Source organism: Pseudomonas sp. 31-12, from assembly GCF_003151075.1.
GTDB lineage: Bacteria > Pseudomonadota > Gammaproteobacteria > Pseudomonadales > Pseudomonadaceae > Aquipseudomonas.
In genome coordinates this window covers 3,512,774-3,529,899 of sequence record NZ_CP029482.1, presented here as the reverse complement: position 1 = coordinate 3,529,899, position 17,126 = coordinate 3,512,774, and the positions used below count along the sequence as shown (strand labels likewise).

Below are 17,126 nucleotides of genomic sequence, written 5' to 3'. Positions count from 1 at the left end.
CGCTAATGCGGAATGAGGCTCAATGTGGGACAGGAATCAAACGCGGGGCGGTCGCCAAACCCCGGACGAGGTCTTTACAGGTAAGGAATCGCTGAAGAATGAAAGCACTACGGGGCTGAATACGGTTACTGGAGGCTTTAAGATCGAGACTTGCAGCATGCCGCCCGTCTTGCATTCCTGGCCCGGCTTGCAAGGTTTACCGTGCTCGGAAGGGCTTTTCATGTCGTTGCAGCAGTCCATGCCCATGTCGTCCATCATCGCCATGCCCATCGTCTTCATTGGGCACGGTTCTGTCGGTGCTTGGACGCCCGCCATCCCGCTGAGGGGAAGCGCCAAGCTAATCATGAAGATGATGCAAAACCGCAGATAGCGTTTCATGGGCTGGAGTGTAGTCGCTGCAAATGGCTCTTACAATTGGTCATGTTTCAACAGCGCCCGGTCGTCAAGGTGTGATGTAGGCAATCACACCTGACATCAATTAAGACAGAATTACGTGTCAAAAATAGATATTTAACCCATCGCTTTAACCATAAAAAATCCCGGCCCTGCGCGCCCCAATCAAAGGGGATTTTTCCCCGGAGTTGGCTGTATTTCCCCAATGCTCGTGTCTGATTGTCGGAACGGTCGCGGATTTAATTTTCCTGTTTCAACGCAGCGCAATTCAGATACGGGCTGCGCGCACCATCATTGCTTGGTAGCGAACATTTGGCATAGAGAATGCTGGATGTCACCTAGGCTTCATTGAGAAATTCAAATTGAAGGTGTAGTTAGGAAATTCTCTATAGGACGCTATCATGCCTGCAATATCAGTATTGTTTAGGCGCCTACATCGGGTAGCAGATGACTCAGTTGCTTCGACCAGACAACCAAATCTCCTGCGCTGGTTTTCGATCATCAGCTTCATCCTGATCAGCGCGATAGCTTTTGGGCTGGGTTCAGTATCGACTCGCTTCCTGGTCATCGAAAGCCTGGAGCGCGACGCGCTGCTGTCGGCGCAATTTATTCAGACCATCGCTGTGGGTGAAATCCGTCACCACGGGTTGTCCGGGATGCGGATGGGTGACGTTTTGGCAGCCACCCCATATGGAATGCTGTCGGAAGAAATGGCGCTGAATCGGCACCGTGCCCGCTCCGAGTTCCTCGACCACCTTTAACACCTCCCGGATTCACTCCTGATTAGCATCTACTCGCCACTTAGGACGGTGATGTGGTCAACCAATCCGCAACTGATTGGACAGAAAATCCTCAACGACGAAGCACTTGAAGCGGCATTCAGCTCGAAAGACAGGGTTTCCACTAAGTACAGCAATGCTGATGAACGCCGTCCCGAACAGCAGTTTTTGCTCGCACCGAAAATGTTCTTCATCGAGAGCTACATCCCCCTTGTAGATGATCTGGGGAATACCCTGGCTGTGGTGGAAATTTATAAGGAACCAGCCGATTTGATCGAACGCCTTAACCGGGGCCACTGGATCATCTGGCTGTCTACCGCACTGGGCGGTCTACTGCTTTATTTCGGGCTGTATTGGATCGTTCGACGGGCATCGATTCAGTTGGCCTCACAAGAGGCGCAACTCGTCGCCAACAAGACTTACGTGGGCTTGGTCGAGATGTCCACGGCAGTCGCCCACAGTCTGCGCAACCCCTTGGCCTGTATCCGCTCCAGCGCAGAACTGGCGAACGAAACGGAGGGCCAACCCGCCAAGAAGAACATCGACGATATTGTCAGCCAAGTGGATCGGATGTCGCAGTGGGTGCATGAACTGTTGCTGTGCTTGCGACCGATTCGTGGAGAGGCGGAACTGGTGGAGCCGATGAATGTGGTACAGGCCACGTTGGCCGGCTACAGCGCGCAACTGGCTCAATCAAGAATCCAGGTCGAGTTCAACAATGAGCCGACACCCCGGATCATCAGCAATCCACTTTTGCTTTCTCAAATTCTCAATAGCGTCATTGCCAATGCAATAGAGGCTATGCCGGGAGGCGGGAAGCTAACCATCCATGCGAACGTGGATGACACCCATCAGTGGCTGCATCTCATCATTGGTGACACCGGGGATGGAACGTCACGACAACAGGAAATGATGGCTTTCAAGACCTTCTACACCACCAAGCAAGGCAAGCTCGGTATAGGGCTGATCATAGTGAAGCAGATCATGGAAAATTTTGGTGGAGAAGCCAGTCTGACCCACCACGAAGATCAGGGAACATCCGTGCATCTGAGTTTCAGGGTTGTGGAAAGAAGAGCCAGTGGGGTGCGCTAGTCTTCGCGCAACAGTTCCTCTAGATCGGCAGAAAGCGGCATGGCGGCAAAAGCACTGACGCGCGCTCTTCCCGTGTTGCCGACAGGCACCCAGATCCTCGAAAACAACAACGCGGCAATGATCCGAGAAAGCTGACCTGCAACCTCCCGCCAATCCTTCGTCAGCAACCCCAGGCTCAACATAAGCCAATGAGATTTCGCGTGAGCCAGCGGCATACGCTGGGTAAGGATGTGCGCACGCTCAATCCAGCGGTAGGCAGCCTGAAAGTCATGGGCCCTCATAGCGAGCCCAGCCTCATGGAACGCCTCGGTTATGGCATGACGCAAAACCTCTTTCATGTCGACCTCCAACGCTACTTCTTCAGCAATCGAAGCCCGTTATACGTTTAGGCCTATCCAGCCATGGAAGCCCACGTAGAGACCAACACCGATGATCAGTACGCTGGAGAGATACGGCGCACGACGAGCAACGGTGCCAAGCCATGGCCAGCGGTTGGAAGCCTGTTTAGCGCCAATGGCCGCAGCAGCACCGACAGTGACCAGCGTGAGCGCCAGGCCAATACTGAAGCACAGAACGAGCATGCCTCCCAGTGCGACCTCTTTAACTTGAAGGCAGAGCAGCAGAACGGTAATGGCGGCAGGGCAAGGAATCAAACCACCCGTCAAACCGAACATGACGATCTGGCCCGTGGTTACCTCGCGGTTGGTGAAGCGCTTACGGATATCGTTGGCATGCGCACGCTCATGCGCATCCTGATAGCCGTCAATCGACAACTCCAGACCTTCCAGTTCGGAATGCGCATGCCCGTGATCATGCTCCTGGTAGTCCAGATCATAATCATGGGAGTGGCCCGCATGCCCAAGACTCAAGCGAGCACTGAACTCATGAGGTTCCGGGATATCGACTGCCGATTCCAGGAAGCCTCCGCGCTCGACGAAAGAGAACGATTGGGTGCTGCCGTCTGGACGGGTAGTCATCAGGCGAACATCTGAGGCAGCCCAGGCATGTCCGGTCAATGTCTTCAGGCGCCAATGCGGTGGCATACCTACTTCAAAAATCGACAGTTCGATGCGCCCGTGGCCGGTATCGATTCGATGAGTTTCATCATGATGACCATGGTCATGCGAACCGTGGTGGTGGTCATCAGCTTGCTCGAACTTGAACATCTGCTCACCGCGCCAGGTACGCCACAGCATCCAAAGCGCAATCACGATGATCAGTGCAGAGGACGCAAGCTGGAAGTACGGCTCAGTGGTTTGAGCATCCAGGCCTTTGCCCAGGTACATGCCGCCGATGGCGACCAACCACACCACTGCGGTGTGCGACAGCGTCGCGGCCAGTCCCAACAAAACAGCTTGTTTGACCGACCCACGGATGGCCACGATAAAGGCCGCCATCATGGTTTTTGAATGGCCCGGTTCCAAGCCATGCAAGGCACCGAGCAAAATAGCACTCGGGAAATACAGCCAGGCGTGAGCCCCGCCTTGTTGCAGCAGTTCAGCGAAGTTGGGCATGTCAGACCTAGAGGTACTTGGTGATTTGCTTGAAGGCTTCCAGTGGTGCGCGCTCGCCATTGCCCAACGCCGAAACGGTGTCCTCCAGGCAGTGGTCAATGTGATCCTGGATCAGCGTGCGCTTAGCTTGGCACACTGCTTTTTCAACAGCGTGCAGCTGCTGAGCAATGTCCACGCATTCACGACCCTCTTCGATCATGGTGATGATGCCGCGCAAATGACCGTCCGCCCGCTTTAGACGCTTGATGATCGCCTCGTGACTTTGGTGGGTATGGGGATGGCTGTGTTCGTGTTCGTGCTCACTCATGACTTGAGCCTCAGGCCTCAATGAATTACGCTGGCATCCTATCCCCCCTAGGGGGATGCGGTCAAACGCGTAAAAGCCCTATAAAACGAGTTGAATCCCTAACGCCATGTTCAGCAGAACACTGACAACGACGGTGGTAATCGCGCTTGCTCTCGCCATGTTTGTGGCCTGGGCCGGGCATACCTATACGTTGTCGGTGACATCTAAACAGCCAGCTTGGGAGATTGCACAAGACGCCCATCATTCCCATGAGCAACAGGCTGACACGTCGAGTGCGAGCTACTCGGATCATTACCACTCGCCGTTGACCCCTGACCATCAGCACGAAACGCCACAGCTCACGTCCGCCTTGAGTTTGGCTGCACAGCCGAAGCTGTCCATACGAGTTGATGCACGGCAATATTCCGTTCCTCGTCCGCCGATTTTCTTGATCGAGCGTCCACCCCGTCCTTCGTTCGCATCCTGACCATCGCCGCACTGCGGCCTTTGATCCCTGCAACGTAGGATTGATCTATGCATTCGCACTCGATGAGCGGCGTTGTCGCATTCACTGCGCCATCGCACCGCCCGCTACTGCTGTTGTTTTTACTTGTCGCTGCACTTTTCCTCGGGATGCCCGAGGCGATGGCTCACGCCGTCGCGGAAGGTGACAAGGGCTTCATCCAGGAAAGTTCCGGCGTCATGTTGCTGCCCTTCATCTACATGGGCGCCAAGCACATGATGACTGGGTACGACCACCTCCTGTTTCTGTTCGGGGTGATCTTCTTCCTCTATCGCCTGAAAGACGTGGGGCTCTACGTCACGCTGTTCGCTGTAGGCCATTCGGTCACGCTGCTGCTTGGCGTACTTACAGAGGTCAGCATCAGCTCCTACATCATCGACGCCATTATCGGTTTTTCGGTGGTGTACAAGGCGCTCGATAACCTGGGTGCGTTCCAGCGCTGGTTCGGTTTCCAACCCAACACTAAGGTGGCCACGCTGATCTTCGGCCTGCTCCATGGATTCGGGCTGGCCACAAAGATCCAGGAGTACGAAATCTCGCCTGATGGCCTGATTCCGAACCTGATCGCGTTCAACGTCGGCGTCGAGATCGGCCAATTGCTGGCTCTCAGCGCAATTCTCATTCTGATGGGGTATTGGCGTCGCACGGGCAGTTTCTGGCGCCACGCCTATACCGCCAACGTCGCCATGATGAGTGCCGGTTTCCTCCTGATGGGTTACCAGATCACCGGCCTGTTTGTCTCCGCGTAAGGAATTCTGACCATGTTCAATACTCCGCTTCCAACTGTTAATGAATTGCCTAGCACTCGCAAACTGGTGCGTTCGACTGTCATTGCACTGCTGACTGCGGTCGGCCTGCTGGTGACAGTGGTCATGCCTTCGGAATATGCCATTGATCCTACGGGTGTGGGCCGCGCACTGGGTCTGACCCAGATGGGCGAACTGAAGATCATCCTTGCCCAGGAAGCTTTGGCGGATGCCGCGCCAGCGCAACCAGCAGCTCCAACTCCAGCTCCAGCTCCAGCTCCAGCTCCGCAGGTTGCACAATTCCAACCTACTGCGAAACCTGCTGCCCAGCCGGTGGCGACACCTGACCCTGCTTTGAAGACGGATCAAATGACCGTCACGCTCAAGCCAGGTGAAGGGACAGAAATCAAGCTGGAAATGTTGAAGAACAAAACCGTCAGCTATGAATGGACAGCGGCTGGTGGGCCTGTGAACTACGACACCCATGGAGAGCCTTTCAACGGTGAAAAGGGGTACTTCCACAGCTACAACAAGGGCAAGCAAGTCAAAAGTGACAAAGGTGAGTTCACCGCCATTTTTGACGGCACCCACGGTTGGTTTTGGCGTAATCGCAGCAACAACGACGTGACCATCTCACTGAAAACGACCGGTAATTACTTGAGCGTCAAACAGTAATCCGAAGCAGCGATGGCTGTTCTACAGCCAGGAATACAGAGTTCAGCCTGACCACAGGCCATTTTATTTCATCTATTTTTGAAGAGTCTTCCGATGAAAACCTCAACAACCCTGATCCGTTCGATGCTCCTGATCTGCTTCCTTGGCCTGATGACGGCATGCGGCGGCGGTGAAAAAGGCGCAACCTCCGAAAGCGCTGAGCTTGGCCATTCACACGAGTAACACCCTAAAAAAAGGCCGCAAATGCGGCCTTTGTTTCTACATTTATTCTTTACGCAACAACACCCTCGGCTTCTTCTCGGATCTGATAGGTAGTCTTCAGCCGAAGCTTCTCCTCATTGTCATAGAGGTTAAAGCCTATAGGTACAGTCTGGCAGTAGAAGCGCGATCCGTTACGCATTGATCCCGTTTCCGTTGGGATTGCAGGGACAACAACAAATCTCGACATCATCTTCACATCCTCTCCAAGCACCTCCTCACTATTAGCGGCTATGAGCCACCATCGCAAGCGACCACAGTCAATTTCCGATGAGAAGCACGACCGGACATGAGTCGATTGGAAGCATCGTAAAAAAGGTTCACCGTCGCTTTTAAGCATAAGAACCCGGGTTCTCGCTGACCAATCCCAGTTCACTCATCGGGCCACTTAGCATTTTACGAGCCGATCCGCTCGCCATCTTGGTGCATAACCGAAACCAGACTGCGACTGCCAGCAGCGCTTCGACTTTGCGAGAAGCAATAAACCTATACAAAATTAAATTCGTGTATAGGTTTTCCGCGATGTGTGTCACTCTGCCATCAGCCAGCTATCACCAGCTGCTCGCGCTCGTGCCTCGCCAGGCTGTCGTCACTTTCAAATCGGCGGTAGAGGCACACAAGCAGCCCTTGACATGGATAGCAAAATGGAACCACCACGTCTTGCCCGTACAGGGTCTATCTAAGAGCTCAGCCCATGAAAAACTCAATCTCACTAGCCTCGCGCATAGGGCTTGGCTTCGCCGTAATTGTGTCGTTGCTCATACTAATCACCGCCGTGGGCATTCAACGTGTGGGTTTTATCGATTCCACCCTGGAAGACGTAAGCAAAAATGCGGCAAAGATTCAACGCTACGCTATTAACTTTCGCGGAAGCGTGCACAACCGGGCCATTGCTATTCGGGACGCAGTGTTGGTGGATAGTGAACAAGACTTAAACGTCCACCTCAATGAAGTTATCAATCTAGAACAGGCTTACTCCGATTCAGCCATACCAATGGATCAGCTATTCGCAATTGCAGGAATAACATCGCAGGAGCAACAGCTGTTACGGGCGATTAAAGACATTGAAAAGCAAACGCTAGCTTCTACTAAATCGGTAATTGCCCTGCGTCGCGCCGGGGATATTTCTGGTGCACAGGCTTTGCTGCTGCGCCAAACCTCCGGTGAATACAGCGAGTGGTTGAAACGCGTGAATGCATTGATTGACTATGAAGAAGCCTCAATCAAAAGCCAACTCAGTGCGGTACAAGCCACCGCTAGTGAGTTTCGCGGACTGATGCTCATGGCCACCGGGATAGCGCTGCTGCTGAGCATCATCCTGGCAATCTCTATTATTCGCTTCGTCAAGTCAACGCTGGGTGCTGATCCGACTCAGGTTGCACAGGCCATCCAACGGTTGGCCGCGGGCGATTTGCAACAAACGATTGATACCGATTATCCGAACAGTGTGATGGGCGTTTTGAAAACCGCCCTCAGCCGCTTGGCTGACACCATCAGTGAAGTACGCATTGCTGCTCAAGAGGTCAACAATTCATCCAGGCATATGTTGACCACATCGTCTGCCAATAACAGCCAAATCAGCCTGCAGACCCACGAAGCCGAGCAGGTGGCAACAGCAATCACGCAAATGGCGGCAACGGTCAATGAAGTTTCGGGCTATGCATCTCAAGCAGCGGACGCAACGCGTCTAGCCGATGCTGAAGTTGTAAGCGGTAATCGCGTCGTTTCGGACACCACTCTCGCTATTGAACAATTAGCCAACACACTTGTTGAAACTACCAATACCGTAGAACAGGTGTCCAAGCGTAGTGAAGAGATTGAAATAGTGATCGAGGTAATCAATTCAATTGCCACGCAAACTAACCTGTTGGCGCTGAACGCTGCCATCGAAGCGGCCCGAGCAGGTGAGCATGGCCGAGGGTTTGCAGTTGTGGCCGATGAAGTACGCTCTCTAGCTAATCGAACTCAGGAGTCGACGCGGGAAATTCGCGAAATGATAGGCACCTTGCAGAGCGGTACTGAAACTGCTGCACAAACCATGCGTAATAGTTGCGAACTGGTAAGCCACACCGTTGCGCAAACCCGCAACGCCCAGACGGCGTTAGCTAAAATTAGCCAGCAAGTCGGCGCTATAAACCACATGAATGCCCAAATCGCCAGCGCATCTATCCAGCAAAGCGTCGTGGCCGAAGACGTTGCGCAAAATATCACGCGCATCCATAGCTCAACGGTGCAGTCGGCAACTGGCTCTCGTGAAGTTGCAACGGCCAGCCAGGAGTTAGCGCAGCTTGCTGATCGTCTTACCCAGAAGGTCGCATTTTTCAGCGTGGCTTAGGGCGGGCCCATTGTCAGTCCTTTTCTTTCAGCATATCTTGTGCAAAACCTATACAAGGCCAATAGAAATGTACAATAAAAAGGATTGGCCACTGACGCTGTACTTTGACGGTCAATGTCCGCTGTGTGCGCGCGAAATCAAGATCCTGCATCGACACGCCGCAGAAAGTCGACTGCTATTTATTGACATCAGCAGCGGAGCGTTCGACGCCAAGGTACTCGGGTTCACGTTCGAGCAAATGCAGTCCTCGCTGCACGCCCGTTTCGCCGATGGCCGCTGGGTAACCGGTCTGGACGCCACCTTGTGGAGCTGGCGAGCCGCCGGCTTGGGGTTTTGGGCTGCGCCATTGACATGGCGTGCCATCCGACCGCTGCTTGTTTTAGGTTATCGCCTCTTCTGCCGCATACGCCCCCATTTGGCGTGGCTTCCTCACCCTGATGGCCGCCGTCGCTGTGTCGATGACCGTTGCGGGGTGCCGGAGTCAAAACCCGCACCTGACGAGCGGCCCACTTTGAAAACAAAGCAGACCTAGAAAGCTTCGCTTTGTCATGGCCGGACGAAGAAGCTGGGTCATAGCTGATCTGGTGAACAATGTTTTTTCTGGTTAGCAGCAGGCACTCCCCTACTGCCAAGGATTGCCGCCACATTAAGCGCAGCATGGCTGCGAGGAGTCTAAATGAACCCATCAATAGCCGAGCATTACCGGGAAATTCTCGTCGCCGTAGGCGAGAACCCTGAGCGTGAAGGACTGCTGGACACGCCCAAGCGCGCAGCCAAAGCGATGCAATACCTTTGCAACGGCTACACGATGAGTCTGGAAGACGTGACTAACGGTGCCCTGTTCGAATCGCAAAACGATGAAATGGTCATCGTGCGCGATATCGAGCTGTATTCATTGTGTGAGCATCACCTGCTGCCCTTCATCGGCAAGGCTCATGTCGCGTACATCCCCACAGGAAGGGTACTGGGTCTATCAAAGGTCGCCCGAGTCGTCGATATGTTCGCCCGCCGCTTACAGATCCAGGAAAACCTCACAAAACAAATTGCTGATGCCATCCATCACATCACCGATGCGGCCGGCGTGGCCGTGGTCATTGAGGCAAAGCACATGTGCATGATGATGCGGGGCGTGGAAAAGCAAAACTCTGTGATGACGACCTCAGTGATGCTGGGGGCCTTTCGCGAGTCATCCGCTACGCGTCTCGAGTTCCTGCAACTGATAGGGCGACTCGCTTAGCGCCAATAAATCACGTCTGTCTGCGGAGAGGCTAAATGAACAGTTCCTTTGAGATGAACTCCCTTGGCGAGGGCTACCGTGCCTTGGTGATAGGCGCCAGTGGAGCGCTCGGCGAGGCGTTTTGTGAGTTGCTCAACGAAGATCCTAGATGCTCGGTTGTTCGTGAGCTGGGACGCAACAGTGCTCCAGGATTGGATCTGGAAAAGCCCGACAGTATCGCCAGGGCAGCCGATGAATTAGCTGAAGAAGCCCCATACCAGTTGATTTTGCATGCTGCCGGTCTGCTCCATCGCGACGATATCAAGCCTGAAAAAAGTTACTCTGCTATTGAAGCGGATGCGCTCCAGGCGATATTCCAAGTCAACACACTCGGCCCTGCACTGGTTTTGCGTCACTTCCTGCCCTTGCTTGACCCTCGTGGTGCGATGGCAGTGCTCTCCGCCAAGGTGGGCAGCATCGGTGATAACCGTTTGGGCGGCTGGTATGCCTATCGCGCCTCCAAGGCTGCGTTGAACATGTTGATTAAAACGGCTGGGATCGAACTGGCACGAACACGCCCTCAGACCCGCTTGCTGACTCTTCATCCAGGTACGGTCATCTCGGGCCTGTCCCAGCCCTTTAAAGGCGCTTCTGCCGCCAGGCCTGCAAGCCTCGCTGCCCGCGAATTGTTATCACTGATTGACCGCTTGGCGCCTGCCGACAGCGGCAATTTCTTTGCTTATAACGGAGAACGCCTACCGTGGTAGGCAGGGAGTGAACCTTGAATCTGCAAGCGTTGACCGAACGGGCCGCGAATGGCGAAGTACGAGAGTTGGAGCTGCTGTCTCTGGAAGGCGGTTTTTATCTGGCGCGAGTCGGGCTGGATCAAGGCCAGTTCACACTGCTGGACGACGAAGCAAAGCCTATGCGCCTTCGCTCCATCAATCACCTGCGTGAGTTGTTGCAGTTTGTCCCGCCATTTCCCTGCGTGCTTGTGCAGCAGTGCGTCCATGACGAGATGTGCGGCTCACGTGAAGGGCGCATTGAGCCGTTACGCATTCCTTTCTCGCTGACTGCGCCTTGGTGAGTCACCTTCCGTTGGACTCTGTCGAATGAATAAGACTCACCGACTATGCCTGGTCTTGGGCGACCAGTTGTCTTTTGACCTGGCCTCATTGAAGGGGCTGGATAGGCAGCGCGATACGGTTTTGCTGGTGGAGGTGATGGAGGAAGCCAGCCATGTGCCCCATCATCCGCAAAAAATCGCGCTGGTCTTCAGTGCCATGCGCCATTTTGCTGAGGCGTTGCAGCAGCGCGGCATCCGCGTGCAATACGTCACGCTCGATGATCCGCAAAATAGCGGCTCGGTGCCGGGCGAGTTACGGCGCTGGCAGTCGCTGCTGCAACCGGATGAGTTGCACCTGACAGAATGCGGTGACTGGCGCCTGGAGCAGTCGATCAAAGATTGCGGCTTGGCGATTCAGTGGCATACCGATACCCGTTTTCTCTGCACCCGACTCGAGTTTGCGTCCTGGGCCGAAGGCAAAAAGCAGCTGCGCATGGAGTTCTTCTACCGTGAGATGCGACGCAAGAGTGGTCTGTTGCTCAACGGCGACGGCAGCCCGGTCGGCGGTGCCTGGAACTTTGATGCCGAAAACCGCAAGGCACTGCCCAAAGGAGTGAGAGCTCCCTCGCCAGTGCGATTTTCAGCCGATGCAATCACCCAGGAAGTGCTTGAGCTGGTCGCAAAAAACTTCTCCAGCCACTACGGCGCACTCGACACTTTTGATTACCCGGTAACCCACGCCGATGCCCAAGCGTTGTGGGACTACTTCCTCGACTGGGGTCTGGCAGCCTTCGGCGACTACCAAGATGCGATGGTCAGTGATGAACCCTTCCTGTTCCATGCGCGGATCAGCGCCGCGCTGAATATTGGCCTGTTGGATCTGCGTCAATTGTGCAGCGACGTCGAGGCAGCGTATTGGGCGCACAACATTCCATTAAACGCCGCCGAAGGCTTTATCCGTCAACTCATCGGCTGGCGTGAATATGTACGGGGCGTCTACTGGCTGAAAATGCCCGACTACGCCGGCGGCAATCTGTTTGGTAACAGCAGGCTGCTTCCAGAGTTCTATTGGACAGGCGACACCAAGATGAACTGCATGGGCCAGGCGATCGGCCAAAGTTTGAAACATGCCTATGCCCACCACATCCAGCGGCTGATGGTGACCGGCAACTTTGCGCTGCTGGCCGGCATCGCGCCGAGCCAGATTTGCGACTGGTACCTGGCGATCTACATGGACGCGTTCGACTGGGTCGAACTGCCCAACACACTGGGCATGGTGATGCATGCCGATGGCGGCTACCTAGGCTCAAAGCCTTACTGCGCCAGTGGCCAATATATAAAGCGCATGTCGGATTACTGCCGTAACTGCGCGTACAAAGTCAGTGAAAGCACGACCGACGACGCCTGCCCTTTCAATTCGCTTTACTGGCATTTCCTGATGCGTCACGGCGACCTATTGCGCAGCAATCAGCGCATGGGCATGGTCTACAAGAACCTCGATCGGATGACTGAAGCCAAGCAGGACGCGCTCTGGAAACGGGGCCAAAAACTGCTCGCCAAACTCGATGCAGGGGAGTCGTTTTGAAGAAGAGTGAACTGCCCGTAAAGGCGTGTGCGGTCTGCGGATTGCCTTTCGCCTGGCGCAAGAAATGGGCGCGCTGCTGGGCTGAGGTGCGCTACTGCTCGGAGCGTTGCCAACGGCGCAGGAGCATAGAATGGTGAGAACGTGAAGCAGATAAGAGTACGTCTCGTGCAGGGACTCAAAGCACCCGAGGATCTACGCTTTTATCGCAACGCTTAGCGCCGGGGCCAGCAGACAGCAGCAGACTTTCAGTAACGCCGATTTCTCGCTGCTCACGGTGGAGAACCCCGAGGTCGAAGACCAACAGGCCTATCACGATGCTTATAAAGACTAGCCACAACCAAGTGGCGGTGCCGAGGAACTCGGCCGGAACGAACGGTTCTAGGGCAGTCATGAGCCCCTCCTCTAAGTGTCGAAGTTATAAAAACTGCAACTCCGACATGGCAGCGGGTAGCTGTCATAGGGGCCCGGCATTGCGACATCAAATCTAGAGAGACGCGTGCGGTTTCTCAATCACACAAGGGTTGAAAGGTGTTTCAAGCTAGTAGGCCGCATCAGAAGTCGGAATGCCGATATGCAGAAATGATATCTGCATCCAGAGAACCTTTAACAAAGCCTGGCTCCCTGGGTTTTTGTTGCCGAACTTAGCGATTAATTGAGCCTGAATATCCTATAAGCACCTCAAGCTTCCGGGGAATCAGTCATCGCGACTCCTTTTCGCCCCAGTTGTTTAACGCCGTACATCGCCTGATCCGCCGCTTTCAGCAATGAGCCCAAACTTTGGCCATGATCAGGGCACAGAGAGACTCCGATACTGCACGACAGTGACAGCTCTCCTGCGCTTGTCGCTACTGTCTGCGCAATGACTTCCAGCACTCTTTCAGCGTTGAGTTCAGCACTCTCTGAGTTGATAAGATCCGTGATCAGAATCACGAATTCATCTCCACCGTAGCGTGCGACGGTGTCACAAGAACGAGTGACCTGAAGCATGCGATTGGCGACTGCCTTGAGAACCTGGTCACCCACCTCATGGCCATGCTTATCGTTAATGTCCTTGAAATGATCCAGATCTATCAACAGAACGGCGAACGCAGTCCCACGCACTGTCCAGTTTGAGAGGGCTTGGTCAAAACGGTCGGCGAAGAGGTAGCGATTCGGCAATTGGGTTAGAACATCATGTGTTGCGAGATAAGCCGAGCGTTCGTGTTCAACCTCTGCTTTTTCGATCGCTTTGAAATGCCGAATCAACACCACAGGCACAAGCACGAATGCCCCCGCGAGAACCGCAAGGATGATCAATGTTTCCGCTGTCAGAATATCGCCCAATCGCAACTGACGCTCAAACAACAAGGTCATCGGTTGTGAAACACTCCTGATCTCGACTCGGTCAGATAGCGCCGGTAATAGGAAGCGATCCAGGATACCGGCTTGCTCGGTCTGCGTTGAAAAGACATTGCTTTGAGATCCTGCAGCGGTTTTCAGGACAGCACTGACGCGAACCAGGGGATCTACGTTCGCATAACTCACAGCATCCTGTAGCGAATCCGTCTTGATCAAAAGCAAAGACACCATCGTGCTACCAAAGAAATTGGGGCGAGTGTTCTCTCGATCCTGTTCAGGACGACTGACTGACTGCATCAGAATGTAAGCGTCACCACCCTCATACATTGAGAAAACAGGAGATACGACCGGCTTCTGATTATTGTGGGTTCGAGCCAACGCATAGGAGAGATAGGCGACGGTTTCTAGCTTGACGCCAAAGATCGAACTGGATTCAGGGAGTAACGGGTACATGAACAACACAGGCCAAGTCTCATTGAGATAGACCTGATGTTGTGCAGGTTGATGAGTGAGACTCGGAAAATCCTTGAGTTGGAAGTCTGGACGCCAAGTACGACGCAACAGATCTTCAAAAGCCGACTGTTCGGCGATGGGTACCGCCCTCGCCGCCTCAAGCATGTAAATATGAGGATAAGCGGCTAAAACGACTGCCGCATACCGGGCCGCAGCTTCCGTATCGCTCTGATCGACGGCCTGAAGAAATGCAGAGAAACCGGCCAACACAGCCTCATTAGTATCAAGCTGATTGCGCACGATGCCGGAAATATTCTGCACGTATTCCGAGAAACGCTTTTCTCTACGTTCAGTCTCGGACTTCAGCAGTAACAGAGCTGAAAAACCAACCAATCCGACAGCGAGGATAATGAAACCTGCTAGGGAGCTGCGCCGCCTAGTAAGCATCACTTTAACTTTTCCAAGGCGCAGAGCGAGAGCCGAGCCTTGGCAAGCACCGTTGAAGCTAAACGAGATCGCGGGTGAACGACCGATAAATGCCGATTTGAAGGTCGCTGAGCATTGAAAACAACTCCCAAGGGATCAGATCCGATACGATTTCTGCTCTGCACTTGCGACTACCCCTTTCGCATGTGCTCGAAAGAAAAATTTTCGAGCCCCATTTGCTGCTTCCTAGATGGTCATCACTGCAACGAAACTCACTATAGGGCAATTTGCCAGCATTCGCTGTGTCGTGTGCAATACCTTCGGTTCGAGCTCAGTCGTTTATAAGGGGAAACTCCAAGTGAAAGCTCGTACCTGCGTCAGTGCTATCAACGGTTATACAACCGCCATGCAGTTGCATAATCGAACGAACGATGGCCAATCCCAGACCACCGGAATCATCGGGTTGATTGCGTGATGGGTCACACCGGTAAAAGCGCTCAAACAATCGTGGAAGATGTTCTGCTGCAATCGGCTCGCCGTGGTTGTGCACCGTGATTTCGAGCGTGTCCTCCGAAATCTCGCTGCTGATCGTCACTGCAGAGGCGGGAGTTGCGTAGCGCAGCGCATTAGCCAGCAAGTTAGCTAATGCTCGACGGATCAAACCTGGATCCCCCAGCAACTGATGCCGGGTCTGGTTTATCAGTTGCACATCTCGCTCTTGCGCCACGCCTTCGAAATACTCACATAGTTGCTCAATTAGATCGTGCAGGTTGATTTGCTCGAATTTTGCGCAGGCGTTTGGCTGCTCGGTGCGAGCGAGAAACAGCATGCTGTCGATCATTCGCGCCAGCCTTTCATACTCTTCCTGATTGGAAACCAGCAAATTCTGATAGTCCTCGATAGAGCGACTGCGCCTCAAAGCTTGCTGGGTATGTCCCATCAGGTTGCCAAGCGGGGTTCGCATCTCATGGGCGAGGTCTTCCGAGAAGCGTGAAAGCTGGGCGAATCCGTCCTCAAGGCGTGCAAGCATCTGGTTGAGGGCACTACACAGCAGTTTGAGCTCATCCAGTTCATTAAACTCGTCCAGCCGCAGATGCAGATGCTGCACATCGATTCCAGCGGCGCGCTTGGCCAGCAGTCGCACAGGGTGCAAGCCTCGTTGACTCACCCACCAGCCGAATGCGAAAGCCAACAGCGCGCCGACTGACATGGCCAGCCAGAGCTTGAGTCGGTAGGCCCTCAGCATTTGGTCGCGCTCACTCAACAACTTGCCAGCGATCAGGGTCAAACCGCGATCACCCTGCGTGACATCCTGCCAGGCAAGCCGCACTGGCTCGGAAGAGTGATCGTCAACGAGGCGAGCCTGGGGTGCAGCCGGCAACTTTGGAAAAGTCATACCCACAGGGTTGATTTCGATCAACACCTTGCCGGTGCCATCGACAATCCATAGCAGATTGTCGCGATTGCCCAACATGTTTTCGTAGAGCTTGGGTCGACCTTGCAGTTGCTCGATGCTGTCGCTATCGCTGATCAATGCTTGCATTCGCTCCAGGCGCCCCAGCAGGGCCTGATCATCGCGCCAGGCAATCTCTCGCTGTAACGATTGATAAAGATAAAAACCAATGGAGCCCAGTAACAGTGCGCTGACCAACGCGAACATGATCGCCAGGCGCAGACTCAGGGTGCGCGGAAACAGTTTCAGGATTGCACCTCGAGCATGTAACCGATACCACGCACTGTGTGTATCAACTTAAGTGAGTATGGATCGTCAATCTTGGCCCGCAGGCGACGAATAGCGACATCCACCACATTGGTGTCACTGTCAAAGTTCATTTGCCAGATCTGTGAGGCAATCAACGAACGAGATAGCACTTCCCCTTCACGACTAAGCAGCAAGTGCAGTAGGGCGAATTCCTTGTTGGTCAGGGTGAGGCGCTCGCCGTTGCGCGTTACCTTGCGTCGCAACAAGTCCAGGCTCAGGTCGCCAGCCACAAAATGCTCCACCTCGCGAGGCGGGCCACGGCGCAGCAAAGTGCGTACGCGTGCCAACAACTCGGCATAGGAAAAGGGTTTCACCAGATAATCATCAGCCCCCAACTCCAGCCCTTTGACCCGATCATCAACCGAATCACGTGCGGTAAGAAACAGTACCGGGGTCTGCCACTTACGCCGGATGATTTGCAGCAATTGCCAGCCGTCCAACCCCGGCAACATGACATCCAGAATGATCAGATCGAACTCACTCTCCTGTGCCAAATGCTGGCCGTCCAGCCCGTCAAGGGCGATCTCTACCGCATAGCCCGATTCAGTCAGGGCTTTACGCAGGTAATCCGCCATTTTCGTTTCATCTTCAACCACCAGGATACGCATTTTTTCCTCCAGGACTGGCGCACAGGCTAGCCCGCTTCGCTGATTTCTCACATTACATATTGGTAATCAGG

Annotated in this window: 17 protein-coding genes and 3 pseudogenes; 11 read left to right on the top strand and 9 right to left on the bottom strand. The window is 54.1% G+C overall.

What is annotated here, in order from left to right:
- Positions 1–36: 36 nt before the first annotated feature.
- Positions 37–378 (bottom strand): hypothetical protein, encoded by a 342-nt coding sequence (locus DJ564_RS16590; RefSeq protein ID WP_109631482.1) that lies wholly within the window; start codon positions 376–378, stop codon positions 37–39.
- A gap of 416 nt (positions 379–794) precedes the next feature.
- Between DJ564_RS16590 and DJ564_RS16585 the strand changes: the two are divergent.
- Positions 795–2,264, top strand: a pseudogene (locus DJ564_RS16585) (sensor histidine kinase).
- Here DJ564_RS16585 and DJ564_RS16580 read toward each other — a convergent pair.
- Genes DJ564_RS16580 through DJ564_RS16570 form a run of 3 tightly spaced genes read right to left on the bottom strand, consistent with a single transcriptional unit; the run spans position 2,261 to position 4,085 of the window.
- Positions 2,261–2,602, bottom strand: a complete 342-nt coding sequence (locus DJ564_RS16580; RefSeq protein ID WP_109631479.1) for a DUF3703 domain-containing protein — start codon at positions 2,600–2,602, stop codon at positions 2,261–2,263. The pseudogene DJ564_RS16585 and the gene DJ564_RS16580 sit on opposite strands and share 4 nt — an antisense overlap.
- Positions 2,603–2,641: 39 nt before the next feature.
- Positions 2,642–3,778 carry a nickel/cobalt efflux protein RcnA gene (locus tag DJ564_RS16575; protein WP_109631476.1) on the bottom strand — a complete coding sequence of 379 codons (1,137 nt, stop codon included), beginning with the start codon at positions 3,776–3,778 and terminating at the stop codon, positions 2,642–2,644.
- A gap of 7 nt (positions 3,779–3,785) precedes the next feature.
- A complete protein-coding gene (locus tag DJ564_RS16570; RefSeq protein ID WP_032894820.1) occupies positions 3,786–4,085 on the bottom strand; it encodes a metal-sensing transcriptional repressor in 300 nt (99 codons plus the stop codon).
- 513 nt (positions 4,086–4,598) lie between these two features.
- Here DJ564_RS16570 and DJ564_RS16560 point away from each other — a divergent pair.
- From DJ564_RS16560 to DJ564_RS32465, 3 genes are all read left to right on the top strand, one after another.
- The gene (locus tag DJ564_RS16560) at positions 4,599–5,336 is read left to right on the top strand and encodes a HupE/UreJ family protein (protein ID WP_109631470.1); all 738 of its coding nucleotides are present in this window, start codon (positions 4,599–4,601) and stop codon (positions 5,334–5,336) included.
- 12 nt (positions 5,337–5,348) lie between these two features.
- Entirely contained in the window at positions 5,349–6,008 is a 660-nt protein-coding gene (locus DJ564_RS16555) for a transmembrane anchor protein (protein WP_109631467.1), read from the top strand.
- A 93-nt stretch (positions 6,009–6,101) separates the two neighbouring features.
- On the top strand, positions 6,102–6,230 hold the full coding sequence (locus tag DJ564_RS32465; protein WP_256597423.1) for a hypothetical protein: 129 nt from the start codon (positions 6,102–6,104) through the stop codon (positions 6,228–6,230).
- A gap of 371 nt (positions 6,231–6,601) precedes the next feature.
- On the opposite strand, the pseudogene DJ564_RS32460 reads toward DJ564_RS32465, so the two are convergent.
- Positions 6,602–6,743: pseudogene (locus DJ564_RS32460) on the bottom strand (IS3 family transposase); the annotation flags it as partial.
- Between the two features lie 217 nt (positions 6,744–6,960).
- On the opposite strand from DJ564_RS32460, the gene DJ564_RS16545 reads away from it, so the two are divergent.
- The 7 genes from DJ564_RS16545 to DJ564_RS16515 all read left to right on the top strand — a co-directional run bounded on the left by DJ564_RS16545 (position 6,961) and on the right by DJ564_RS16515 (position 12,605).
- Positions 6,961–8,601: a methyl-accepting chemotaxis protein gene (locus DJ564_RS16545; protein WP_109631461.1), complete on the top strand. Its 1,641-nt coding sequence runs from the start codon at positions 6,961–6,963 to the stop codon at positions 8,599–8,601.
- Positions 8,602–8,668: 67 nt separating this feature from the next.
- Positions 8,669–9,133 carry a thiol-disulfide oxidoreductase DCC family protein gene (locus DJ564_RS16540; RefSeq protein WP_109631458.1) on the top strand — a complete coding sequence of 155 codons (465 nt, stop codon included), beginning with the start codon at positions 8,669–8,671 and terminating at the stop codon, positions 9,131–9,133.
- 144 nt (positions 9,134–9,277) lie between these two features.
- Positions 9,278–9,838, top strand: a complete 561-nt coding sequence (gene folE, locus DJ564_RS16535; protein ID WP_109631454.1) for a GTP cyclohydrolase I FolE — start codon at positions 9,278–9,280, stop codon at positions 9,836–9,838.
- A 35-nt stretch (positions 9,839–9,873) separates the two neighbouring features.
- A complete protein-coding gene (locus tag DJ564_RS16530) occupies positions 9,874–10,584 on the top strand; it encodes an SDR family NAD(P)-dependent oxidoreductase (RefSeq protein WP_109631451.1) in 711 nt (236 codons plus the stop codon).
- A gap of 14 nt (positions 10,585–10,598) precedes the next feature.
- Positions 10,599–10,904, top strand: a complete 306-nt coding sequence (locus DJ564_RS16525) for a DUF6482 family protein (RefSeq protein WP_109631448.1) — start codon at positions 10,599–10,601, stop codon at positions 10,902–10,904.
- Positions 10,905–10,929: 25 nt separating this feature from the next.
- Positions 10,930–12,468, top strand: a complete 1,539-nt coding sequence (locus tag DJ564_RS16520; RefSeq protein WP_109631445.1) for a cryptochrome/photolyase family protein — start codon at positions 10,930–10,932, stop codon at positions 12,466–12,468.
- On the top strand, positions 12,465–12,605 hold the full coding sequence (locus tag DJ564_RS16515; RefSeq protein WP_109631443.1) for a DUF2256 domain-containing protein: 141 nt from the start codon (positions 12,465–12,467) through the stop codon (positions 12,603–12,605). Before DJ564_RS16520 ends, DJ564_RS16515 begins: the two co-directional genes overlap by 4 nt.
- Positions 12,606–12,691: 86 nt before the next feature.
- Here the strand turns inward: DJ564_RS16515 and DJ564_RS16510 are convergent.
- The 4 genes and pseudogenes from DJ564_RS16510 to DJ564_RS16495 form a co-directional block, all read right to left on the bottom strand.
- Positions 12,692–12,859 (bottom strand): annotated as a pseudogene (locus DJ564_RS16510) (TerC family protein); the annotation flags it as partial.
- A 287-nt stretch (positions 12,860–13,146) separates the two neighbouring features.
- Positions 13,147–14,706: a sensor domain-containing diguanylate cyclase gene (locus DJ564_RS16505; RefSeq protein WP_109631441.1), complete on the bottom strand. Its 1,560-nt coding sequence runs from the start codon at positions 14,704–14,706 to the stop codon at positions 13,147–13,149.
- A 310-nt stretch (positions 14,707–15,016) separates the two neighbouring features.
- A complete protein-coding gene (locus DJ564_RS16500; protein WP_109631438.1) occupies positions 15,017–16,387 on the bottom strand; it encodes a heavy metal sensor histidine kinase in 1,371 nt (456 codons plus the stop codon).
- A complete protein-coding gene (locus DJ564_RS16495) occupies positions 16,384–17,055 on the bottom strand; it encodes a heavy metal response regulator transcription factor (protein ID WP_109631435.1) in 672 nt (223 codons plus the stop codon). The genes DJ564_RS16500 and DJ564_RS16495 overlap by 4 nt, the downstream gene beginning before the upstream one ends.
- Positions 17,056–17,126: the final 71 nt, after the last annotated feature.